The sequence below is a fragment of the Cupriavidus necator genome (assembly GCF_013141915.1).
GTDB lineage: Bacteria > Pseudomonadota > Gammaproteobacteria > Burkholderiales > Burkholderiaceae > Cupriavidus > Cupriavidus necator_B.
The window spans coordinates 377,877-401,171 of record NZ_SROX01000001.1 but is presented as its reverse complement, the minus strand read 5'-3'; the positions used below and the strand labels follow the sequence as shown (position 1 = coordinate 401,171).

At 63.2% G+C, this 23,295-nt stretch carries 20 protein-coding genes; 10 read left to right on the top strand and 10 right to left on the bottom strand.

Going from position 1 to position 23,295, the window contains the following annotated elements; genetic code table 11:
- Positions 1-3 precede the first annotated feature (3 nt).
- The 9 genes from E5S69_RS01865 to E5S69_RS01825 all read right to left on the bottom strand — a co-directional run bounded on the left by E5S69_RS01865 (position 4) and on the right by E5S69_RS01825 (position 12,451).
- Positions 4-2,799: a type VI secretion system Vgr family protein gene (locus tag E5S69_RS01865; RefSeq protein WP_171513308.1), complete on the bottom strand. Its 2,796-nt coding sequence runs from the start codon at positions 2,797-2,799 to the stop codon at positions 4-6.
- Between the two features lie 40 nt (positions 2,800-2,839).
- Positions 2,840-5,569, bottom strand: coding sequence for a type VI secretion system ATPase TssH (tssH, locus tag E5S69_RS01860; protein WP_171513307.1), 2,730 nt, complete (start codon positions 5,567-5,569; stop codon positions 2,840-2,842).
- Positions 5,570-5,638: 69 nt separating this feature from the next.
- Entirely contained in the window at positions 5,639-6,730 is a 1,092-nt protein-coding gene (tssG, locus tag E5S69_RS01855) for a type VI secretion system baseplate subunit TssG (RefSeq protein WP_171513306.1), read from the bottom strand.
- Positions 6,694-8,541: a type VI secretion system baseplate subunit TssF gene (tssF, locus tag E5S69_RS01850; protein WP_171513305.1), complete on the bottom strand. Its 1,848-nt coding sequence runs from the start codon at positions 8,539-8,541 to the stop codon at positions 6,694-6,696. The genes tssG and tssF overlap by 37 nt, the downstream gene beginning before the upstream one ends.
- A gap of 116 nt (positions 8,542-8,657) precedes the next feature.
- Positions 8,658-9,131, bottom strand: a complete 474-nt coding sequence (tssE, locus tag E5S69_RS01845; RefSeq protein WP_116339950.1) for a type VI secretion system baseplate subunit TssE — start codon at positions 9,129-9,131, stop codon at positions 8,658-8,660.
- A 60-nt stretch (positions 9,132-9,191) separates the two neighbouring features.
- The gene (locus E5S69_RS01840) at positions 9,192-9,695 is read right to left on the bottom strand and encodes an Hcp family type VI secretion system effector (protein WP_012355844.1); all 504 of its coding nucleotides are present in this window, start codon (positions 9,693-9,695) and stop codon (positions 9,192-9,194) included.
- Between the two features lie 94 nt (positions 9,696-9,789).
- Positions 9,790-11,280 carry a type VI secretion system contractile sheath large subunit gene (gene tssC, locus E5S69_RS01835; protein ID WP_171513304.1) on the bottom strand — a complete coding sequence of 497 codons (1,491 nt, stop codon included), beginning with the start codon at positions 11,278-11,280 and terminating at the stop codon, positions 9,790-9,792.
- On the bottom strand, positions 11,273-11,788 hold the full coding sequence (tssB, locus tag E5S69_RS01830) for a type VI secretion system contractile sheath small subunit (RefSeq protein WP_012355842.1): 516 nt from the start codon (positions 11,786-11,788) through the stop codon (positions 11,273-11,275). Before tssB ends, tssC begins: the two co-directional genes overlap by 8 nt.
- A gap of 36 nt (positions 11,789-11,824) precedes the next feature.
- Positions 11,825-12,451: a tetratricopeptide repeat protein gene (locus tag E5S69_RS01825; protein ID WP_423766608.1), complete on the bottom strand. Its 627-nt coding sequence runs from the start codon at positions 12,449-12,451 to the stop codon at positions 11,825-11,827.
- Positions 12,452-12,709: 258 nt separating this feature from the next.
- On the opposite strand from E5S69_RS01825, the gene tssJ reads away from it, so the two are divergent.
- The 10 genes from tssJ to E5S69_RS01775 all read left to right on the top strand — a co-directional run bounded on the left by tssJ (position 12,710) and on the right by E5S69_RS01775 (position 22,774).
- On the top strand, positions 12,710-13,402 hold the full coding sequence (gene tssJ / locus E5S69_RS01820; protein WP_236901163.1) for a type VI secretion system lipoprotein TssJ: 693 nt from the start codon (positions 12,710-12,712) through the stop codon (positions 13,400-13,402).
- Between the two features lie 35 nt (positions 13,403-13,437).
- Positions 13,438-14,784 (top strand): type VI secretion system baseplate subunit TssK, encoded by a 1,347-nt coding sequence (tssK, locus tag E5S69_RS01815; RefSeq protein ID WP_171513303.1) that lies wholly within the window; start codon positions 13,438-13,440, stop codon positions 14,782-14,784.
- Positions 14,781-15,575, top strand: coding sequence for a type IVB secretion system protein IcmH/DotU (icmH, locus tag E5S69_RS01810; RefSeq protein ID WP_171513302.1), 795 nt, complete (start codon positions 14,781-14,783; stop codon positions 15,573-15,575). Before tssK ends, icmH begins: the two co-directional genes overlap by 4 nt.
- 78 nt (positions 15,576-15,653) lie before the next feature.
- Positions 15,654-18,479: a type VI secretion system Vgr family protein gene (locus E5S69_RS01805; RefSeq protein WP_171513301.1), complete on the top strand. Its 2,826-nt coding sequence runs from the start codon at positions 15,654-15,656 to the stop codon at positions 18,477-18,479.
- 148 nt (positions 18,480-18,627) lie between these two features.
- Positions 18,628-20,040, top strand: coding sequence for a hypothetical protein (locus tag E5S69_RS01800; protein ID WP_236901162.1), 1,413 nt, complete (start codon positions 18,628-18,630; stop codon positions 20,038-20,040).
- 7 nt (positions 20,041-20,047) lie between these two features.
- The gene (locus E5S69_RS01795; protein WP_171513299.1) at positions 20,048-21,121 is read left to right on the top strand and encodes an Imm71 family immunity protein; all 1,074 of its coding nucleotides are present in this window, start codon (positions 20,048-20,050) and stop codon (positions 21,119-21,121) included.
- Between the two features lie 137 nt (positions 21,122-21,258).
- A complete protein-coding gene (locus E5S69_RS32870; protein WP_171513298.1) occupies positions 21,259-21,426 on the top strand; it encodes an Imm71 family immunity protein in 168 nt (55 codons plus the stop codon).
- On the top strand, positions 21,351-21,896 hold the full coding sequence (locus E5S69_RS32865) for an Imm71 family immunity protein (RefSeq protein ID WP_171513297.1): 546 nt from the start codon (positions 21,351-21,353) through the stop codon (positions 21,894-21,896). The genes E5S69_RS32870 and E5S69_RS32865 overlap by 76 nt, the downstream gene beginning before the upstream one ends.
- The gene (locus E5S69_RS32860) at positions 21,793-22,236 is read left to right on the top strand and encodes an Imm72 family immunity protein (RefSeq protein WP_423766607.1); all 444 of its coding nucleotides are present in this window, start codon (positions 21,793-21,795) and stop codon (positions 22,234-22,236) included. The genes E5S69_RS32865 and E5S69_RS32860 overlap by 104 nt, the downstream gene beginning before the upstream one ends.
- Positions 22,237-22,336: 100 nt before the next feature.
- A complete protein-coding gene (locus E5S69_RS01775; RefSeq protein ID WP_171513295.1) occupies positions 22,337-22,774 on the top strand; it encodes a hypothetical protein in 438 nt (145 codons plus the stop codon).
- A 71-nt stretch (positions 22,775-22,845) separates the two neighbouring features.
- On the opposite strand, the gene E5S69_RS01770 is transcribed toward E5S69_RS01775, so the two are convergent.
- Complete coding sequence (locus E5S69_RS01770; protein WP_236901161.1) at positions 22,846-23,244, bottom strand: hypothetical protein; 399 nt, start codon at positions 23,242-23,244, stop codon at positions 22,846-22,848.
- Positions 23,245-23,295: the final 51 nt, after the last annotated feature.

Here is a 23,295-nt window from a genome sequence, read left to right as displayed (position 1 = left end):
CAATTATCGAGAAACTGAAGCCAAACCAAGATTGGCGGCCTCACCTTCCTGGATATCGCATCCCTTCAATGTCCCCTTCGGCAACCCCGTCCCCGCCCCACCGCCCCCCGGCCCCACAAACAAATGCTGCCCCCCCTTAAACGTAGTCATCCCCGGCGCATGCACCTCGATCGTATTCCCCAGCACCCGGATCTGCGCCCCGGCAGCATTCAACAACACATGCTCTTGCGCTTGCACATTGACCGCCCCCTGAGACGAGGACACAGTCACCAGCTTTTCCGCGGCAATGCGTCCCTGACCCTGCAAGCTGGCAACACCCACCTTCCCACTCGCCGCATGCATGGCAATCCCCGCACCGGCCTCACCCCCAGCCTTGCCATGGGTGAACAAACTCAACCCGTCAGCCACCGCCACCGACAAATTCCCGCCCGCCGCCACATTGGCATCCTTCTGCGCCGCCAGCGTCAGCTGCGTACCCGCGACCAGCACCGCGTCGGCGGGTGTGGTTGCGGCGATGCCCTTGGGTGCGGAGACCTGCAGGTGGGGCTCGTTGTACGCAGTGGCATTGGCCTTGCCATCCGCTGCCGCTTCCGTATGACGCAGGACCTCAGTGGTGTGCTTCAACTGAGCGATGGCCGGAAGTTCGGCCGGAGCGGGCTCGTCCGGCAAATCCGCCTTTTGCTTGCGCGCGACATCGGCCAGCGAGGTCAGCAGTTCAGTGCTGGCTTCTACCTGCGTTGCAGCGCCCTCGCTATCGAGCAAGGGCACGCTGGTGTCCGCACCGTGCGCGGTCAGCAGCATGCCCGAACCGCCTCGCAAAGCGCCGCTGTCCGCCGTTTCCAGCGCGGCGCCGTGGCCGAGTGCTGCCTGGCGGGCGTTGTCGCGTTGTTCCAGGTGGTGGCCCAGCGTCAGTGCCGAGGTCGCTTGCGTGCTGGATAGCAGGGTGCGGCTTTGTCCCGAGGTATCGTCGAAGACGAGCTGGTTATAGCCGCCGGTCCCGTCCTGGCTATTCCCGAGTGCCTGGGTCTTGATACCGGACAGCACCGCATTGTGGGCGTGGCCTTGCTGCCCGTTGGGCTGGGCGCCGCCGTCCTGCTTGCCATCGGCAGCCTCACTGCTGCCAGCAAACCACGCCGGGGCATTGCCGGTTGCATTGCCGGCACCGGTCTGGTTTTTGTTGTACTGGGCGCTGGCCTGGCCGCGGCCGTTGTAGGCGGCGCCGATCACCACCGGCCGATCGATGTCGCCATGCTGGAATTCCACCACCACTTCCTGGCCGACGCGCGGCAGTGCCACGCCGCCCCAGTTGGCGCCGGCAACCGGGGTGGCTACGCGGACCCAGGTGCCCAAACCAGCTTCAGCACGGGCGTTGTCATCGCCGGCCGGATGAGACAGCCGGCTGGCCGAGCGGCCACCGCGCTGCCAGTGGTACTGGACTTTTACCCGATGGTCGCGGTCGGTATGCACGGGACCGTCCGCGCCGATGACGATGGCGGTCTGGGCGCCGGTGACAGTAGGCCGCGGGTGCAGTTGCCGGCCATGTCCGTCAAGCTGTTGCGGGCGGTATGGGACCTTTGCCGGTACTACCGTGAACTGGTTGCGGTAGAACGGCACGTCCGCGGCGGCCGTAGTCCCTTTGGCAGGCGCAGCGGTGGTCTGGCCGGCCCCAAGCAATTGATCGATGACGCCCCGGAAGCGCTCGTTCAGGTTGTTGCGGGCCGCGTGCGTCACCGCCAGGACGACAAAGCGGCGTTCGTCATCTCCCTGCACGCGCTCGTAGTCAAAGTGGCCGGTCAGCATGAAGCGGCTGGCGGGCGCCAGCGTGCGTACGCTGCCTTCGCCCGAGAACGACAGGCGCCGTACTTCCAGCGCCTCCACCAGTTGCCGGGCATGGCGCTGTGCCTGCTCGCCGTCCTCGAACCAGTATTGGCCGGGGTAGTCGGTGTCTTGCAAGGCCGGCGCGGCTGAATTGCCCTCGGTCGGCGCACCGGCCTGGGCACTGCGCACCGCCTTGGCACGATAGTCCCAGCTGGCCACGGCCACCGCATTGGTCTGCAGCCTGCGCGCGCCTTGCCAGCGGTCGATCACGTCTTCGGCGGCGGTGGCATCGGCGCGGCCGAAGCGGATGCTGGCCTGTTCGTTGTCCTGGAAGACATCGTTGGCATCGGCGATCACCATGCGGTGCGTGCCAAGTGCCTCACCGTCGGCGGCTTCGTGTTCGAAGTAGTAAAACAAGCCCTCTTCGGCGAGCAGGCGCGTCACGAAATCGAAGTCGCTTTCTTCGTACTGCGTGACGATGCTGCGGCGTGGATAAGCCGCAGCGTCGCGCAGCGCCCAGCGCCACGCCGGCACCAGCTTGCCCTGGCCGTTGTAATCGCCGAACACGCTGTCCACCACCTCGACCACCGACATGTCCTGGAACAGGAAGCTGTCGCGACGGTGGCGCAGGAAGGCCAGCCATGGCTCGATCACGATCCGGTAGCGCGCCAGCCCGCCGTTGGCGCCCACGCGCTCAAAGCGTGTGACGTGGCCATGGAAGGGCCGCAACGCGGTGCGGCTGCGCTGGGTCAGCAGGTCCACGCGCACTGCCTGGCCGAGCAGGCTTTGCGCTTCGATGCCGGCGTTGTCCGATACGGCCGTCAGCTCAATGCGGAATCCGCCGCCGTCCAGCTGCTCTGCCGCCTGCAGCTGTTCGGGCATCAGCGCGTCTTGCCCAAGGGGCGTCTGCAGGCGCAGCAAGCGGTTGGCCTGCGAAAATGCGGCGCCAAGCAGTTTGGCCAGGTCGGTCGCTGAAACCATGAATTACTCCCGCGATGTCACGAGTCTGCGCATGCCGATATCAGCTGATGCGGTACTTGAACTCACCGTTCTTGCCCGTGGTGACCTTGATTTTGTCTACGCCGCCGCCCTCGGCCATGCGCACCAGCACGGTCTGCGCGATTTCCGGAAGCAGCGTGCCGTTCAGGATATGGTCGACGGCGCGCGCGCCGGCATCCACTTCGGTGCAGCGCGCCAGTACCGCCTCGATGAGCGCGTTGTCCCACTGGAATTCGGCTTTGTGGTTGGTCGCCACGCGTTCGCGGATGCGGCCCAGCTTGAGCGTGATGATCTCCACCAGCACGTCGTCCGGGATCGGGTAGTACGGCACTACCTTGGTACGCCCGAGAAATGCGGGCTTGAACGCCTTGTACAGCGTCGGCCGCAGCATCTCGGCCAGCGCGTCCGCGTCAGGAAGCTCCTCCGCGGGCTTGTTGAGGCAGGCCTGCATGATGGCCGACGAGCCGACATTCGACGTCAGGATGATGATGGTGTTGCGGAAATCGATCGGCCGTCCTTCGGCATCGTCCATCTCGCCCTTGTCGAACACCTGGAAGAACATCTCCAACACATCCGGGTGGGCTTTCTCGATCTCGTCCAGCAACACCACGCTGTAGGGGTTGCGGCGCACGGCCTCGGTCAGCACGCCACCCTCGCCGTAACCGACATAGCCCGGCGGGGATCCCTTCAAGCCCGACACGCTGTGCGCTTCCTGGTACTCGCTCATGTTGATGGTGATGAGCTTGCGCTCGCCACCGTAGAGGATGTCGGCCAGCCCCAGCGCCGTCTCGGTCTTGCCCACGCCGGACGGGCCGGCGAACAGGAACACGCCGCGCGGCTTGTTGGGATCTTCCAGGTTGGCGGTGGCGGTGCGTACACGCTGCGCGATCGCGTCCAATGCGTGGTCCTGTCCGATCACGCGAGCGGCCAGCAACGGCTTCAGGTTCAGCACGGTGCGCAGCTCATCCTTGACCATGCGGCCAAGCGGAATCCCGGTCCATGCCGACACGATCTCGGAAACCACGTGCCCGTCTACCTGCAACGGCACCATCGGGACTTCACCCTGGAGGGTGCGCAGCTCCGCCAACAGCCGGTCGAGTTCATCAGGCTCCGCGGCCGCTGCAGCGCCCTTGCGACTGCCCTTGCGAGGCATTGCCACGACATCGCTGTTCGCGACCATTGCCGGTTCAGAGGCCTCCGCATCGGCCTCGCTGCCCTGCTCCCGCGCGGTGCGCAGCGCCTGGATGCGCGCTACCAGTTCGCGCTCCTGCGCCAGGCGTGCATCGGCAGCGGTGACCCGCTGCTCCAGCTCAGTCCGCTGCGCTTCCAGCGCTTCCAGCCGCTCCGCGTGCCCGGCGCCGGCGCGTTGCTCGCGCTGCAGCGCGGCCAACTCCACGCCCAGGCGCTCCAGCGCCTTGCGGTCGTCTTCGATCGCGCCTGGCGTGGCGTTTTGCCCGAGCGCTACCTTTGCGCAAGCGGTATCGAGGACGCTGACCGCCTTGTCCGGCAGCTGGCGGCCGCTGATATAGCGATGCGACAGGCGCACTGCCTCAGTGATGGCTTCGTCCAGCACGCGCACGCCGAAATGGCGCTCCATCAACGGCACCATGCCGCGCAGCATCGCCGCCGCCAGGGTCTCGCTGGGCTCGTCGACCTTGACTACCTGGAAGCGCCGCGCCAGTGCGGCGTCCTTCTCGAAGTACTTCTTGTACTCGCTCCAGGTGGTCGCGGCGATGGTGCGCAGCTCGCCGCGCGCCAGCGCTGGCTTGAGCAGGTTGGCGGCATCGTTCTGCCCGGCCTGCCCGCCCGCGCCGATGATGGTATGGGCTTCATCGATAAACAGGATGATCGGCTGCGGGCTCTTGCGGACTTCTTCGATCACGTTCTTCAGGCGATTCTCGAACTCGCCCTTGACGCTGGCGCCGGCCTGCAGCAGGCCCATGTCGAGCGTGCGCACGGTCACGCCCTGCAGCGGCGGCGGCACGTCACCCACGGCGATGCGCTGAGCTAGGCCTTCGACCACCGCGGTCTTGCCGACACCGGCTTCGCCGGTCAGGATGGGGTTGTTCTGCCGGCGCCGCATCAGGATGTCGATGACCTGGCGAATCTCTGCGTCGCGTCCGATCACCGGGTCGATGCGGCCATCGCGGGCCGATTGGGTCAGGTCGACGGTGAACTGGTCAAGTGCCGGCGTAGCGGTCAGCGCGGGAGCCGCAGTGCCACCGTTGGCGCTTGCCTGGGCCGCACCGCCATCGGCAATGTCCACCGCCTGCTCCCGCTCTTCGGAACCCGCGGTCAGCTTGTTGAAATCGTGCTTGAGGCGCTCAGCGTCGAACTCTGCAAAGCGATGCGAGCCCCGCACCGCCAGCGGCGCCAGCTCCGGCTCCGTCAGCAGTGCCAGCAGCAGATGGCCGGAGCGGATGCGGGTGGTCTGCGAGTCGAGCGAGGCAATCAGCCATGCATGCTCGAACAGCTTGGGCAGGTAGGGAGAAAATGCCGGCGTGCGCGTGTTGCCGTTCTTGAAGCGCGCGATCTCCGCTTCCAGGTCGCGCTGCAGGGCCGAGGGGTCGATGCCGCTGGCGCGCACCGCCACCGAGAAATCGCTGCGCGCGTTTTCCAGCAACGCCAGGAACAGGTGCTCCAGGTCGACCTCATAGTTGCCGCGCGCCATGCACAGCGACGCGGCGCGTTCGGCGGCCTGCCGGCAGCTGGCGTTCAGTTTGGCGATCAACGTCTTGAGGGGAATGGCCATGGCGGCTAGGGCTCCGGTAAGTCTGAATTGCGTTGGGGGGGCGCGAGGCTGAGAAAAGCGGATCCGCGCTCAGTGCACGGGCGCAAGCGTATAGCGGGCATCGCTGCGGTCCTGGCCGGCCGGCTTCGTGTTGAGGAAGGTATCCCAGCCCAGCCTGCCGCTGCCCTCCGCGCCGAGCTCACAACCGGAAACGTCCTTTGCGCGCAGGATCAGGCCGACTTCGTATTCCAGCGTGGCGCCACACAGCACCGTGACCATCTTGCGCAGGGCCAGCGCCCCTTCGGCGCCGGGCAGGAAGTTGCGATACTGCTCGCGCCCCAGCGGCCCCATCCAGATGCGCACGCGCAGGTCACGCTGCCAGACACGCGTTCCGGCCAGTGCGGTGGCGCCCAGCAGGTTGTTGGTGCCGCCCAGCCGCGAATACTGCGACGGCGGCACCTGATACCAGCCGCCGACAAACTGCTCCACGCGCACGTCAGCCCGGAAGTAATCGGACAGCACCTGCTGCAGGTAGGCGGCCGATACCGGCCGGTGGCGCGCGGCGGTGGCATACCCGGCCAGCGCCTCGTCATGCACGACCCCTGCCGTGGCCGACAAGCCGCGCCGCATGGACTTGTCCCCCATGCCGGCCAGCGACAGCAACAGTGGCAGGTAATGCCGGTTGCGATCGACTTCGTGCTGGAACGGCAGCCGGTACTTCTTCCACGCCTGGTAGAACAGCGCGGTGGCGCGGTTGGAGAAGATATCAAAGAAGGCGCGTGCGGCGCGGTCCCGGCGCAGGGTTTCGCGTTCCGACACGAGCTCGGTGTAGTGCAGCGGCAGCGCGCCCTGCGCCCCGAGCATGCCGAAGAAGGTAGGCGTGATCGAAACCTTGTCCAGCGCGCCGTCGGCCAAAGCCTGTGCGAAGGCATCTTCGCTCTCCAGCGCCCCGTTCAGCGCAGTGGCAGGCTCGATGGATTGCAGCTCGCTTGGCGGGAACGACAGCGACAACGTATTGCGAAAGGCAACGCGCGTGGCCAGCACCTGTTCCGGAACGCCCGCGCCTTCGCGCGCATAGTGCAGCTCGAGCAACCGCACCGCCTGGAAGAACTCGAAGCGGTACGGTTGCCGCAGCAGCGTGCGGATTACACCAGGATCGATTCGCCGCTGCGGGGTGCGCATCTTGCCAGTTCCTTGCTGCCGCGGCGCGATACCGCGACCAGCTGCACAAAGCTGTTCAGGTGGACATACAGGCCAAAGAAATGGTCCATGACCCGGATAAAACGATGCAGCCCGGTGCCAACGAAGGCGTCTTCATCCAACGTCAGCTGGATCTCGAGCCCGCGTACAAAGGTGGCGAAGGGCTTGCCGGCGAGCCACTGCGTTGTCGGCTTGTAATCGAGGCCGACGATGCCTTCGATCTGCCGCGCCGAGATTGCGCTGCGGGGCAGGTCATGCAGGCGCAGCATTTCCTTGAGCGTGGCCAGGCCGTTCTGCACCAGGGACAGGTGATTCAGCGCCAGCAGCGAAACCAGCCGCCATTGCGATGAGCGCCCGCTGCTCAGCCGCATCGACGGTGTCGGCTTGCGCAGGAAACTGATGCGGCGGGCAATCGAGCTTCCCTCCATGGTCAGGTCGCCATCCGGCTGGCCAAACGCCAGCAGCGCGGGGAGGTCGCGGTTGGTGCAGGTCACGCTCAGGCTCAGCGTTTCCGTGCGCGGGCTGGCGGGATCGAAGTCCGAATCGACGATGGAGATCTCGGTCTCGAAGCCCGGGCTGCGCTCCGCGACCAGGGCATTGCGGCGGGCTATCCAGTAGTGCCCGGCCCGGCCCGGATCTTCGCCATGGTGCAATGAATAGAACGGCCGGAACTCCACCACGTCGTGGCTGGCGGCGGTTTCACGCACCAGTTGCACCTGGTCGATCGAATAGATCTCGAAGCCGTGCGCGCGGCGACTGTCTGCAACCACCGGATAGGCGGTCGCGGTATGTTCGATACGGATCGGGTCGGCCTTTTGCCGGAACAGGTTGACCACCGGTGTGCAGTGCAGGCGCAGGTGGGCAGCGCCCAGCCCTTCAAGCAGACGCGCGGTGTTGCTGTCGCTGCGAACATCGGTCAGCACCAGGTGCAGGGTCACGCGGCGCGCGGCGGCCCCGGGCAACAGCGCGCGCTGCACCGGATCCAGGTCGATATCGACGAAGTTGAACTTCTCGGCAAAGCCGAAATGTTCGCTCAGCAGGCGGTATGCCGGATGCGAGCGCGCCGGGGTGTCGATCAGCGCCTCGTCCGCGCCAAAGCCGACCTCGCGCAGCGGCACGCGCTGCAGCCGCTTCCACACACCGGGGCGCTCTTCCACATACGCCGCGGCCACGTGCAGAAACAGTGCGTCGCCCAGCGCCGCCACGAAGGACGGCTCGCCGTCCAGGTACACGCGCACCGCCTTGTGGCCCAGCGCATCGAAGCCGCCCTGCTCGCCCAGGTATTCCAGCTCGATCGAGATGGCGCCCGTGGCGCCCTTGGGCAGGTTGACCGTCGACGGCGCGGACACCGCCCGCTCGAAGCCGGCAGCAGCGACGCGCAAGGGCAGGAAGGTCACGTCATAGGCGGTACGGAACCGGCACTCCACCTTGCGCACCGGGCGCGTGGTCAGCAACGTGCCGCGCGGCACCGTGACCGGTGCGCTTAACTGCGCTGCCATGCCGGCTACGTCGAAATGCGCAATCGAGCATGACGGGAACGGGCTGAGGTAGTGCGGATACAGTACCTCCAGCAGCGCTTCCGTAAACTCGGGGTATTCGTCATCGAGCTTCTTGCTGATGCGCGCGGACAGGAAGGCGAACGATTCGATCATCCGCTCGACGTGGGGATCGTCGCAGCCATCGGCCGACATTGCCAGGCGCGCCGCAATCTTCGGATAGCGCTCGGCAAAGTCGCGCGAATACCGGCGCAGAAAGGCCAGTTCGCGTTCGTAATATGGCAGCAAGTCTTCCATTCTGTCTGGCCGGTGGGTGACGCTAATGGCGTGGTTGGCGCTGTCTTGGTGGTCGTCGGCTTCCGATGGCTGGCAACGGCTTCATTGCCCAAAGCACGCCTGCGCAACGCCGCGCTTCAGCCCCGCCCTCGCGTGACCGAATACTGCAGCGTCGATGGCTGCAGCATGGCATCGAAGCTGACCGGCTCGCGCGCGGGGCCCACCAGCAGTACCGCGCTGATGCCAAAGCACAGCACGCTGGTGGCCCGCTCGCTGACCGACAACGCAACGTTGACGTTCTGCAGCCGCGGCTCATGGCGCTCGATCGCATTGCGCAACGACTGGCAGATGTACTGGCGGTCATCGAAGCTGGCCAGGCTCAGCCCCGCGAAATCATTCAGCCCATAGGTCAGCAGCGACCGCCGGCACTCGGGCAAGCCGTTGAAATCGGCATCTTCATGGACGATGCGCGTATTCAGCAGCGACTCGATATCGCGGGCGACCGTCGCCTTCAGCTCTTCCAGCGACAATTGCCGCAGCGCGCTGGGCAGCGGCGCGTGCGGCTCATCGTCGAAGAGCTTGTCGAGCAGGCTGGGTTCAAAGCCTTTCATGGGAGCGAACAAGCAAATGCCGCGGCAACGCTGCCGCGGCAAGGCTTGACTGCAGGAACGTCAGACCGAATAGGTCTTGTCGTTTTTGGTCAGGCTCCAGGCGCCTTGCGAGTTACCGCCCTGGTTGCCGCCGATCTTCTGCTGCGTGTACTTCCACTGCACGGCAGCGTACTTCAGCGTGAAGCTGTCGCTGGGGATGCCTTCGGCGACCACGTTGGCCGACACCGCGCCCAGGATGGCGTTCTTCAGCTTGATTTCCAGGTACTTGACCCGCTTGCCTTCACCGTCGGCGCGCAGGAAGTCGATGGTGACCTCGTCGAACGTGGTGCCGCCCGACACGTGCTGGTACAGCAGCGGGCTGACCACGTCCAGATCCTTGGTGAACACCATCTCGCCGTGCTCGCAGCGCTCGGCGGTATGGCCGCCGGCGGTGGACGCGGTGGCCGAACGCGGCTGGGTGATGCTGTGCTTCCAGGTGTTGACCTCGATCCAGTCCTTGTGATCCTTGTCTTGCGATTCGCCCTTGATTGCCGGGCTGCCGAACTTGACGTAGATATCCTTCATGGAAAGACCCTCGATGAAAATCGCTATTTAGGCTTCTTGCCAGTTTCCTGGCATTGCTAGGTACTGCGCCCGCTTTCCCCCGCAGGGATTGCGGTCAGGAGTTTGCCGCTTTCGGCAAATCCGCAACCAGCCGCAGCGAGATCGACAGTTCATCAAGCTGGAAGTGCGGGCGCAGGAAGGCGACGGAGCGGTAGGTGCCCGGCTTGCCGGGTACCTCCGACACCTGGATCGAGGCTTCCCGCAACGGGAATTGCGCCTTCTGCTCCTGGCTGGCGTTATCGTCGAGCAGAACGTATTGGGAGATCCAGCGATTCAGGAAGCTCTCCACGTTCTGCGCTGAAGCAAAGCTGCCGATCTTGTCGCGCATCATGGCCTTCAGGTAATGCGCGACGCGCGACACCGAGAAGATGTATTGCAGCTGTGCCGACAGCACGGCGTTGGCGTTGGCGCTGTCGGTGTTGTACTTCTTGGGCTTCTGCACCGACTGGGCGGCGAAGAACGCGGCATAGTCCGAGTTCTTGCAGTGCACCAGCGGGATGAAGCCGAGGTCGCTCAACTCCTTCTCGCGGCGGTCGGTGATCGCGATTTCAGTCGGGCACTTGAGCGCGATCTCGCCGTCGTCGGTCTTGAAGGTATGGGTCGGCAGGTCTTCGACCAAGCCGCCGCCTTCGACGCCACGAATGGCCGCGCACCAGCCAAAATCCTCAAAGGCCGCGGTCAGGCGCGCGCCGAAGGCCCAGGCCGCGTTGCACCACAGGTACTTGCCATGGTCGGTGCCATCCACGTCCTCGACGAAATTGAAGCCCTCGACCGTGGTGCCGTCCTTCGGGTTGTACGGCAGGCGCCCCAGGAAGCGCGGCATGGTCAGGCCGACGTAGCGCGAATCCTCAGATTCGCGGAACGACTTCCACTTGGCATACTCGACGGTATCGAACACCTTGGCCAGATCGCGCGGCTTGCCGAGATCGGCGAAGGTCTCCAGGCCCAGCAGCTCCGGCGACGCCGACGCGATGAACGGCGCGTGCGAGGCCGAAGCGACGTGCGACATCTGCTCGATGAAATAGACGTCTTCGGGCTGGCGCGTGATTTCGTAGTCGCCGATCAGCGCGCCGAACGGTGCGCCGCCAAAGGTGCCGAACTCCTCTTCGTAGACCTTTTTGAACAGCGCGCTCTGGTCGAAGTCGATCGCGGTCTTGAAGTCACGCACCAGGTCGCGCTTGGTCGCGTTCAACGCCTTGATCTTGATCATCGTGCCGGTCTGCGTTTCCTTCACCAGGTACGACAGGCCGCGCCACGTGCTTTCCAGCTTCTGGAATTCCGGCGCATGCATCACGGCGCTGAGCTGGGCCGAGATCAGGCGATCCAGCTCGGCCACGCGCGCATCCAGGGTCGCCGACAGGTTGTCGGACACCACCACGGTCCCGTCCAGCACCTGGCTGACCAGCTCGCCGATGATGTCCTTGGCACGCGCATGCTCGGAATCCGACTTCGCAACCTTGCTCTGCTCGACGATCGCGTCGAGCAGGTTCAACGTGCCGACAGCCGCGCCGGGCTGGGCCACTGCAGCGGACTGGTTATCAAGCATCGTCGCCACCGTTCCTGGCATTGGCACCGAGCTTTTGCAGCGACTCGGTATTGGTCAGCACTTCCGAGAGCAGGTCTTCCAGCTTGTCATTGCCTGCCAGCTTGTTGCGCAGGTCGGCCAGCTTGGAGCGGGCCTCGAGCAGCTTGCGCAGCGGCTCGATCTGCTCGACCACGGCTTCCGGATTGAAGTCTTCGAGGGAATGGAACTTCAGGTCCACGCCAAACTTGCCGCCTTCTTCCGAAAGCGTGTTGGGCACCTGGAACGCCGCGCGCGGCTCGATGCCGGCCATCACGTCGTCAAAGTTGTCGCGGTCGATATTGACGAACTTGCGGTCGCGCAGCTTGGGCTGGGCCACTTCGGACTGACCCGACAGATCAGCCACCACGCCCACGACAAAGGGCAGTTCCTTCTGCTCGATGGCGTCGCCCTTCTCGACGTCGTACGTCAGTTGCACGCGCGGGGGACGCACCTTCTGCAGGCGCTTCTGGACACTTTCTTTCTTGGCCATCACTACTCTCCGATCTGGCGGAATCCGGTCTGAGGATCAGCGCAGGGCGCCGAACGGGTCTGCACTGCCGCCGCCCGACGCAGCGGGCTGCGCCGGTTGCGCCGAGGCGGACGCTGGCTTGGCGGTGGCGGCACGGCGGCGCGGCACGGGCTTGGCCGCCGGCGCGGCGTTCTTGTCGCGGGGGAACAGCACTTGCTCACCCAGCGTGTCGCGCAGCATCTGGGCGAGCAACTGGGCGTCGGAGCGCACGTCGCCAGCCAGGGCGCTGTCGGCGCGCAGTTCCTGCAGCGAGCGGCGTGCCACGCGCAGGCCGCTGACCGCCAGCACGCTCTTGGCCTTGCGGTCAGTGGCGTCACGCTGCAGCGCCTCTTCGGCCGCGACGATTGCTTGCGGGTAGTGCTCCGCTCCGAACTGGATCTGCGCCATGCGCGACCACGGCTCTTCGCGCGTGGGGTTGTTCTTGGCGATCTGCTCGAACAGGCTGATGGCCTGGTCGCGCTGGCCGCTGGTCAGTGCCGCCTCGGCCTCGGACATGCTTTGCTTGAACGACTCATCGCTCTGCGGTCCCGGATTGGAGGTTGCGCAGCCGGCTAGCAGCACGGCGGAGCTGGCCAGCATCACCAGGGTGCGTTGGATACCTGACTTGGGCTTGTAGTCGTTCACGGCGAGTCTCTTGTGAAAGTTCAAGATTGCGGCGGGGCGATTCGGGCTGGCTTGGCGAGATTCGCGCTGGGAAAAAATGCCAAATGCCAAGAATGCTAGAACTGTGTTGAACACGAATTGGCCGGAATAGTACACTCTGCCGCTTACGGCTGACAACAGATGGACAGATATTGTCAGCATTAGTACTTTTTGGTAGTTCTCTACCGTTTTTGTCGGATCGGTCCACAACTGCTGAATTAGATGTTTCTAAATTCTGTCATGCGCCAAATTGAATTCAGCCAGCCGCCGGGCATCGAACCAGCACCGCAACGCCGGCGTCGCAGCGCCCTGGCGGTGCCAACCAGGCTGGCTGCAGGTCTGGCGGCGGCTGCCTGCGCCGCGGTGCTGACAGGATGCTCGGTGGGCGGCACGCTGCTGGCGGGCGCGGCCAGCGGCGCGCTGGAGGCGGTAGGACTCAAGCCCTCTAACGTGCCGGAATCACAGAAGCCGCCGCGGGAAGTCCCGCTCAAGCTGTACGCCGGCAACAACCTCAATGCGGCGGCCGATAACCGGCCCGCGGCCATCGTGGTCCGGCTCTACAAGCTGAAAGATCCCACCAGCTTTCTGCAGGCGCCCTTCGATACCTTCATCGACCCGCAACGCGAGCAGAAGACTCTGGGCGCTGACCTGGTGCAAGTTAGAGAGATGACTCTAATTCCCGGCCAGCGCTATGAAATCGTGGAAAAGGTTACCCGCGAGGCCGGAACGTTCGGCGTGGTGGCGCTGTTTCGCAGCCCTGCCCCGCAGCGCTGGAAGTTCGCCTTCGATACTGCCAAGAGCGAGAAGTCCGGGTTGACCATCGGCCTGCACGCCTGCGCCATGACGCTGACCGTCGGCGATGCCATCACGCCGGCGGGCGCCGCGGCCAGCAGCAACCTCAACCTCGTATCCGCCGCGGGCTGCCGTACCTGACGCGGCGCCCGGTACCAACAACAACCAAGGCAAACGTGAGTTATTCCGCCAAGATTCTGTGGGGCGAAGGCCTGTTCCTGCGGCCCCAGCATTTCCAGCGGCAGGACGCATACCATGAGTCGCGTCTGCACGCCACCGCGCAAGTGATCCAACCCTATGGCTGGGGCGTGCGCAATGCCAGTTTCGACACGGATGCGCTCGCCAGCGGGGTGCTGCGCGTGACCGAGCTGTCGCTGTTCTTCCCCGATGGCGAGCTGTATTCCGCGCCCCAGGCTGACGAACTGCCCCCACCCGTGGTGCTGGACGCCATGCCGGCAGGCACCTCGGAACTGACCTTCTACCTGGCCCTGCAACCGCTGCACGATGCCGGCGGCAACTACCGCGACGACGTAGAAGGCTCACTGTCATCCCGCTATGTCGGCCTGCAGACCGAAACGTCGGACCTGTTCACCGAAGCGGAACCGGCAGCCATCACTTACCTGAAGAAGGCCGTGCGGCTGGTGGCCGAGACCGAGCCGCGCGACCAGTTCATCTCGCTGCCGGTCGTGCGCATCCGGCGTACCGCGACCGGCAGCTTTGAACTGGACGAGACCTTTGTCGCCCCCAGCCTGTCGATCAACGCGTCGGCGGTGCTGTACCTGCGCCTGCGGCGGCTGATCGACGCGCTCCAGGCCAAGGTCAACGCGCTGTACGGTTTCCATCGCGAACCCACCAAGAACATCATCGAGTTCCGCTCGGGCGATATCGCGTCCTTTTGGCTGCTGCACACGGCCAATGCCTCCTTCGCCGCACTGGCGCACCTGTTCCACCATCCCGAGCTGCATCCCGAGCGCCTGTTCCAGGAAATGCTGCGCCTGGCCGGCGCGCTGATGACATTCTCGAAGAGCCATACGCTGGCCGATCTTCCGGTCTATGACCACGACAGTCCGGGCCCCGTCTTTGCGCGGCTGGACAGCATCATCCGCGACCTGCTCGATACCGTCATCTCCACGCGCTACTTTTCGATCGCGCTGGACGAGACCCGTCCCTCGTTCCATCTGGGGCGGCTCGATTCCGGCAAGATCGACGACAAGACCAGCTTCTACCTGTCGGTCAGCGCCGACATGCCAGTCGCCGAGTTGGTCGACGCCATCCCCAGCCGCTTCAAGGTCGGGGCCCCCGATGACGTGGACAAGCTAGTGCTGTCCTCGATGCCGGGCGTGCCGTTGACCTACACGCCGCAGGTGCCGCCCGCCATCCCGGTGCGTCCGGGCGCGTGCTATTTCGCCATCGAGGCGCGCGGCGCACTCTACGACCGCATGCTGCAGGCACAGACCATCACCATCTACACCCCGGCCGGCATCCGGGAACTCAAACTTGAACTGATTGCGGTGACCTCATGAGCGCTACCTCCACGCCTTCGCTGTTCGGCGCATCACCGGCTGGCCAGCCATCCCCCGCCGCCGCGGGCTCCGCCGATGGCGCGATGCACGCACGCACGCTGCTCGACCTGCTCTACGACGGCTTCTTCATGCTCTTCCTGCTGCGCAATGGCCAGCAACCGGGCAGCGCCGAGGAGTTCCTGCAGAAGGTGCGCGACTTCCTCGATGACTTCGAGCGCGGCGCCAAGCGGCTCAACGTCCCGGCCGAAGACATCTTCGATGCCAAGTACGCGTTCTGCGCCGCCATCGACGAAACTATCCTGGCGTCCAACTTCGGCATCCGCAGCACTTGGGAGCGGCGGCCGCTGCAACTGGTGCTGTTCGGCGAGCAACTGGCCGGCGAAGGCTTCTTCACCAAGCTGGAAGAACTGCGCGCGCAAGGGGCCCCGCGCCTGCAGGCGCTGGAAGTGTTCCACATGTGCCTGCTGCTGGGGTTCCGCGGCAAGTACATCCTGGAGGGACCCGAAAAGCTGGCCTACCTGACCGCGCGCCTTGGCGACGAGATCTCCGCGATCAAGGGCAAGCGCGCCGCCTTTGCCCCGCAATGGCCGATCCCGGACAAGATCTCGCACGCGCTCAAGCGCGAAACCCCGCTGTGGATCTTCGGCGCGGTCTTTGCGCTGATTGCCCTGCTGGCCTTCCTGGGGCTGTCGACCACGCTGCGCTCACAGACCAGCGACACGCTGCAGGGCTACTCGCAGGTGATCAAGCTGGGGCCGCGCTATTCGCATCTGACCATCTCGCTGCCCTGATGCCGCGTTGATGCCATCGAAGGCGGTCCTGCCGCATCCAGGCCCGCATGCCGAACCTTCTAGCGCGACCTTGCTCCGATGAAGCCCTTGTCCTCTTATCCGTCATCCGCGATGGCCGCCCTGTCCGGGCTGCTGGGCCAGCGCACGCGCCAGATCACGCTGGAGACGGCGCTTACCGCCGACGACCTGGTAGTGGAGCGCTTCGTCGCGCACGAGGGTGTCTGCGCACCCTTCCAGCTGCAGATCGATTGTCTTAGCCCGTCGGCACACCTGGACACCGCACGCCTGGCCGCCGAGGAAATCACGCTGCGGCTGATGCTAGCCGACGGCAGCCGCCGCGCCTGGCACGGCTATGTCCAGAGCTGCGCGGCCATCGGCGGCGACGGCGGCCTGGCCCGCTACCGGCTGATGGTCGGCACCTGGTTTGATCGCCTGTGCGCACGCACCGATTGCTATGTCTACCAGGACAAGACCGCGCTGGAGATCATCGAAGATGTGCTGGCTGACTACCCGCTCGCCCAATTCCGCACGGCAGTGAGTCAACCGCTGCGCAAGCGCTCGGTCTGCTGTCAGTACCGCGAGACCGATCTAGACTTTGTCACGCGGCTGCTGGCGGAAGAAGGCCTCTCGTATCGCTTCGAGCATCAACAGGACGACGCCGAGACATCCAGCCAGGAGGACAAGGCCCAGTCCCGCCATTGCCTGGTGATCTTCGACAACCAGGCCGAACGCCCCGCCTGCGCGCAGCCCAGCATCCGCTTCCACCGCAGCGACGCCGCCGAGCGCGAAGACGCCATCGACCATTGGTCACTGCAAGCGGCCGCGGGCACCAACGCTGTCACCGTCGCCTCGTGGGACTACAAGTCGCTGGCCGCCACCGCCGCCGACGCCGGCAGTGAAAGCCTGGGCGAATGGCCCACGCTGGAGTCCTTCGAAACGCGCGGCACCTACCGCTTCCCCGACGCCGATGCCGCACGCCGCGCCGCGCAGTTGCTAGCGCAAGCGCATGAAAGCCGCTACCTGCGCTACGAGGGCGAAGGCAGCGTCCGCGCCCTGGGCGCCGGCGAACGCTTCACGCTGACCGGGCACTTCGACACCGCCGCGAACGAGTTCGTCACGCTGGCCGTGCGCCATGAAGCGGCCAACAACCTGGGGGCCGAGGTAGCGCTGCTGCTGGGCCTGTCCGACATCGAGGCCGGCAGCTACCGCAACCGTTTCGAAGCCGTTCGCGCCGACGCCCCGATCGTGCCGGCATACACGCCCAAGCCCACCGCACCCGAAGGGCAGCCCGCTGTCGTCATCGCCGAGGGCGGCGCCCCGCTGACTACCGAGCGCGATCACCGCGTACGCGTGCGCCTGCCCTGGCTGCGCGCGCCGATGGCGGATCCCCGGGCCGACACCGCCGCCGACCCGGCCCAGGACGACCTGACCCAGGTCACCGCCTGGGTGCGCGTGGCCACCGCCGCAGCCGGCCCCAACTGGGGCGCGCATCACCTGCCCCGCGCCGGCACCGAGGTCATGCTGACCTACCTCGATGGCGACATCGATCGCCCGATGGTGGTGGCGCAACTGCACAACGAACAGGACGCCCTGCCCTGGCCCGCCACCGAGGCCCCGCTGAACACGGCGCTGTCCGGCTGGCATTCGCACAACCTCGGCGACGGCGGCTACAACCAGTGGGTAGTCGACGACAACACCGGCCAGTTGCGCATGCGCCTGGCCAGCTCGGCCGCCGACACCCAGCTCAACCTTGGCTACGTGATCGCGCAGCCGCCCGCCAGCGGTGAACGCGGCGCCTGGCGCGGCACCGGCGCCGAACTGCGCACCGACGCCTGGGCCATCGTGCGCGCCGGCAACGGCCTGCTGCTGTCGACCACGGTCCAGGCCAGGGCCGCCGGCACCATGCTCGACATCCGCGAAGCCCGCGGGCAAATCACCGCCGCCGAGCGTACCGCCCGGCGCCTCTCCGATGCCGCCACCTCGCAGCAGGCGCTGCCGCTGGGAGCCACCGCAGCCTTCGAACCGCTGACCAAGGCCATCGACCCGCAGCAGGACGGCAGTTATCCGGACCGGGTCAACGACCAGGACGCCAAGCGCCCGGATACCGGCACCGCTGCCGAGCGCTTCGGGCAACCGTGGCTCGTCGCGGAATCGCCCAGTTCGATCGCACTGGCCACGCAGGCCACCACCAGCATCTTTGCCGGACGGCACCTGCTGGGCCTGGCACAGGCGGACTGGCATGTCGGCGCCGGCAACACCGTCGCCGCGGCGGCAGCCAAGGGCGTGAGCCTGTTCAGCCAGAACAATGGCATTCGCGCGATCGCGGCCGGCGGACCGGTTTCCATCCAGGCGCATACCGATGCGCTGGCTGTCATGGCGGACAAGGCCGTGACGGTGACGTCATCGATCGACGGCATCGAGGTGCTGGCGCAGAAGAAGGTGGTGCTGCACGGCGGCTCGTCGCGGATCGTGCTGGATGGGAATGCGATTACGTTTGAGACGCCGGGGTTGTTGTCGGTGAAGGGGGCTGGGCATCCGTTGGTGGGGGCGGGGGGGAGTCCGGCGGAGCTGGCGGCGCTGCCGGTGGGGGTGATGTCGCCCTCGACGCTAATGCTTGATCACCGCTATCACGACGACGAAGGCCTTGCAGGCGCCCAATACTTTGCGAAGTTCGCTGACGGTTCTCAACGTCAAGGAACACTCGATGCGCAGGGACGCGCCGTCATTGAAGGCATTCCTCCCGGGCCCGTGCAGGTCAGCTTTGGCCCGATGCCAGGCGCTTTTGAACGCAAAGACAAAACACCGACGCCTGGGCACGACCCTAATCCAACGGAAGCCAAGCTAGCCAGCCTGGTGGACAAATACCTGTCCACTGAGACGGATCCGGAAGCAAAGCCCGCTTAGCCTACTCCAGAAGCAAGAAAATATGCCTTCAGTTGCAAACACAACGCCACCGGGTGGCCTCACTTGGAGTCGCTTCCGTGCCATCTGCGCCGACGTCGGGAGTTGGACCTGGGGTACGGTTCAGGGCGCCTTCAATGAGAAGGCAAATTTGTCCCAGATCATCGTAGACGCCGTAATTGGCATGATCCCGCTTGTTGGCGACGTGACCGCCGTTCGCGATATTATCGCCGTCGTTATCGGCTTGGTCGACAAGCCGGAAAAGCGGGAAAGCGTCTGGGAGTGGGTGCTGCTCGTCGTGCTTGTCATTGCCTTGATCCCTGTATTCGGAGGCGTCGTCAAAGGCGTGGGCCGGATTCTCATCAAAGTTTGCAAGGAAGCCGCTGCGCTGAAGGGCGCCGCGCGGGCAGCTAAGCTACTTGAAGGTGCCAATGAAATCATCGCTTTCCTGAACCGCATAGGTGTCAAGAATGCTGAACGGTGGTTACTGAAGCTGCGTTTTGCAGATCATCAGGCCGCGATCCTGGAACGATTCGCGGCATTGATGAACAACCTGTATAAGGTGCTCGGTCAGATCAAAAGTAAGGCCGGTTCTGCGATTCCGTCGGTCCTATTACGACGGATCGACGGTTTGCGCAGTGGCCTGCGGCAACTCAAGGCCAAGGGAAATGAAATGATTCCCAAGGCTATCAAGGAATTGGATCAATATCTAAGGGAGGTCCAGGCATATGTTCGTTCCGGAGGCGAGGCCACAAGTAGGAAGGCACTCCACGAAGTAGCAACGGGCAAGCCCGCAATCACCCGAACCGACGAAGCGCGCCTTGTCGAACATGGTGTCCTACCCGCTCGATCGAAAAGAGGATGGCAGCAGAATTTTGCCCCCGCTAAACGACCAGACAAATACGAAAAATTATACAAACCAGAGCCAGGTTACCCCGATCTCACTAAAAAAGTCGATAAAAACGGTAATCTCGAGGCTGTGGCGGCATACAGCGGACGCATGATAAATCGCCCATTGAAGCAGGGCGAGGAAGTATTTCGTTTTTTCGGTCCCGAAGGCGTCACCCATGGGGAGAAAATTACATCTACGAATCCCGGAGGCGTCTGGTGGGGACTTGGATCTCCACCCAAAAGCGCTCGACAGTGGCGGGAGCGTGCCGCAGTGCTAGACGAGTTTAACCGCGATGGCTACGTTGTAGTCGGAAGGGTCGTGGGGACCAATCCGCCAAAGGCCGTCGTAGGAACGGTTGCGGAGCAAACTGGCTCCAGGCTCTCAGGACAATATTTGCCTGGAGGTGCAACACAGGCTTTCTTTATGCTGGACGAGAAAACCTCTAAAGGACTGAAAGCACTTGGGGAGGCAGTCATTGCGTCCGGCAACGCCCGTGCCTGGACTGACCCTTCGACCGGTATAACGTTTCATATTCGTCCTACTGGATGGAAAGATGCAAACGGAATTTGGGGATATGCACGAATGCCTGGGCCGGCGTCGGTGCAAACAGCTCGCCTTGGAAGTCGCGAACAAGCAACCAAAAAGAACCGTGAAGTAGTAGTTACGCCATAAGGGAAAGATGGGACTGAACAACCAAACTTCTACGTCATACGACGAACGGAAAATGCTGTTTTTGTGGCTGAAGCAAATCAGCTCATATACTGCCTGGAACAGAGTCCTTTCCTATTACAAATTGTGGGCGGATGCCGCTGAGAACTGCCGGCGAATGGCGTGCGCGACAGGATGTGATGACACCTCGAGAGTTTCTGACTCCGACTATGTCTCCATATTGAAAGGATTCGCGCATTGCGAGGATGGCGTTCTTCGCCTTAGGTCTGGAGACAAGCGAGTATTCAAATTCGATGCCAATGGTGATTTGGCCATGGCGGATCGCCCCCTAACGTACTGGGACAAATATTTGATCAGAATTGAGTGGGGCGAGCACCCTCCTATCAGCGAACAAGACACCCCTGGGTGGACCGATTTCCACAGGGCATTTGTAGAGCTTTCCGAAGCATGGGGCGAAATCGCGCCAGATGTGCTTGAGCCCTGGAATGCCAACGCAGAATCGCACACGTTCTACAACGAGGATCTAAAGAGTACATTACAGAAAATGAGGTATTCTTTGCCACTTCCTGAAGTACCGGATCCTGAAAATAATACCTTCGTGCGCTCGGGAAGGATCGTCCCCTGCTCAGGAATCTGGGAGCCGGTAGAAGTACCGAAACCCAACGTATTTAGTTTATTCCAGCAAAAACAAATTCCAAAAGGTCCATTTTCGATTGTTGGCACAATGAGCTATCTTCATGCCGAGTCCGAAGCGCCTAACATGGCAGCATATGGGGAGGAAAGGGGGCTTCCTGCAACCTGGCGACTTCTTTGGCGGGATTCGCGATACGAGGACGGATTATTTCCTGATGAAGAAAATCGCTACCGATTTTTGATGCCCGAGACAAGGAGTAAGTTCGAAAGGACGGCAGTTTCGAAAGACATAAGTGACACTCTCGTTTGGGCAACATCTGGCCAACCCGCCCCGCGAGCAGGCCGCTGGCTGGCTGAAAACGATTTAAACATTAGCATTATCACAGGCATCGGCGATATATTACCCTTGCATCAAGGGCGGCCCACCAGATGGATACTAGAAGTAGATTAATCAAACGTCTACATAAATTGCGTAGACGTCAGCCTGGGGCTGCAACGATTTGGCATTGGGATATGGATCATATCTCGTCCAATTTACCAGTAATCCGACTATTGGACTAAAGGAAACCGAAAAATATCGATGAAGCCGTGACTAGCCAATCTAACAATATCCACCTTCCAAACGATGATGAGCGCCGAAAATCCTTTCATTGGCTCAAACGAATCAGTTCGTACACGGCATGGAAACGCATTCTTGGGTACTACCAGGGCCTGGACGCTCGCTATCGAAAATTGCAGACAACTGCGGCGAATTAGGTAAGGAACATTCTTCTCAAATTACGGAATCTCACTATATCGATGCCTCGGAAGGGCTCGCGCACCTCGAGGACGCAATATTCCGACTTAAAAATGGCGATAAGTTAGTATTTAAGTATGACGTTAATGGTCAATTTTCACTGGCAGATCGGCCTCGCTCCTATTGGGGGAATTACCTGATTCGTATAGAGTGGCGGGAGCACCCAGCGATCGAGGAAGTTAGCACCCCTGGGGCGAACAGATTTCTCGATACCTTTGATGATCTCTCACAGGCTTGGGGAGCGTGTTCAGACATACTCGAAAGCAAGTGGCTTGATGACGCCGCCCCATATAGCTTTGGCAACTGGCTGGGTCCAACTCGTCAGTATGCATTTCCCCAATCTTCTCGTCGATGTACCGACTCCGAAGGCCCCAGTGCTTATCTCGACCGGACATGCCATTCCCTTTTCTGGCATATGGGAGCCTGTTGAGGTTACGAAATCAGGCGGATTTTCGCTATTCAGGAAAGAAAAAGGAGAGCCCAAGGGACCATTTCCGATTATCGGATGCATGAATTACTCGCACGCGGGATCGCCAGCGCCAGCGGCAAGGTATGAAGATGAAAATGAAAGTTCTTCCGAACCTGTGACGTGGTGTCTCCTATGGAAGGATATGCGTTATGAGGATGGCTCCATCCCCGCGGAGGAAGAGGAGTATGTCTTCCAGAAACCAACTGGAGCCAAAAATAATCCTGCCCCGCCAAGTGGAACGGATAGCCCCATGATTTGGTTTGAAACAGGGCAACCTGCCCCCAAAGCGGGACGTTTGTAGCCTACGCCAGAAGCTTGCGTGATACGAACCTTGTCACCACCGACTTTGACGCACCAACTGACGCGACCGAATGAGCGCGCCTGCCGGATTGGACAACACCATGAAGCGCCTACTGACCTCGATCCTCTCCGCGGTCATCGGAGCCATAGCTGGCGCATCCCTGGTACACAAACTCGAGCCCGAAGAAGTCCCCAGGGTACACAAGCTGCAGTATCCATTGCTGCTCACCGGGGGCAGTTCGGACAGCCCTGCCGCTATCCTGCCCCGCGGCACATCTCTGTATCTTGATCGCGCTTTCGCCGAGGGTTTTGTCCGATACAAGGTCTACATCAATGTGGAGGGCACAAAGCTGGACACTCGGGAAGCAACGGAGAAATTCTGGCTGGATCCGCTGACCGCTACGCCCTTGGACAAAGAGAGCCTTCACTCGCTGCTCGCGCGCTTTCCGCTGGGGAAGGAAGACTTTTCGGCCGCGCTCGCCTCTGGCCAGTTGACCAAAGAGGATATACGTGACTTGCTCCGGGCCTACAGCGACTAGTAGCGCTCCACTTTCGCGCCAAGCAATTTCCCAACCCATTCACAGCCCCTTCTCCCCCTCCAGCTTCTCAATCACCCCCCCCGCTGCCCACAATCCCCCGGCACCGCCTTGCACAACGTCTTGTCATCCACCCCCAGCTTGCGCTGCAAAGCACGAAATTCCCGCAGATAGACCTGCGCCGCCGCCTCGGCCCCGGGCAACGACAAACGCGCCGAGCTATTGGCTCCGACCCACGCATAGTAGTAATGCCCGAGCAACCGCGCCGCCGTATCCTTGCGCCCCCGCGGAATCTCGCGGGCAATGGCGTCGATGCAGGACCGGTATTCGTCCGCATCGTCATGCATGAATTCCTGGCAAGCCGCCATGGCATGCCGGCTTGCCTGCGTCACGGCTGGAGGCAGTTCCGCGGTGGCGGCCTGCGCAATTCCCGCGCAACCGGCGAGCGCGCAGGCGATCAGGTAGGGATGCATTGGCATTCGGTGCATGGCGTTGATGGCGTTTCAGGTTAGCGCCATGGCGTG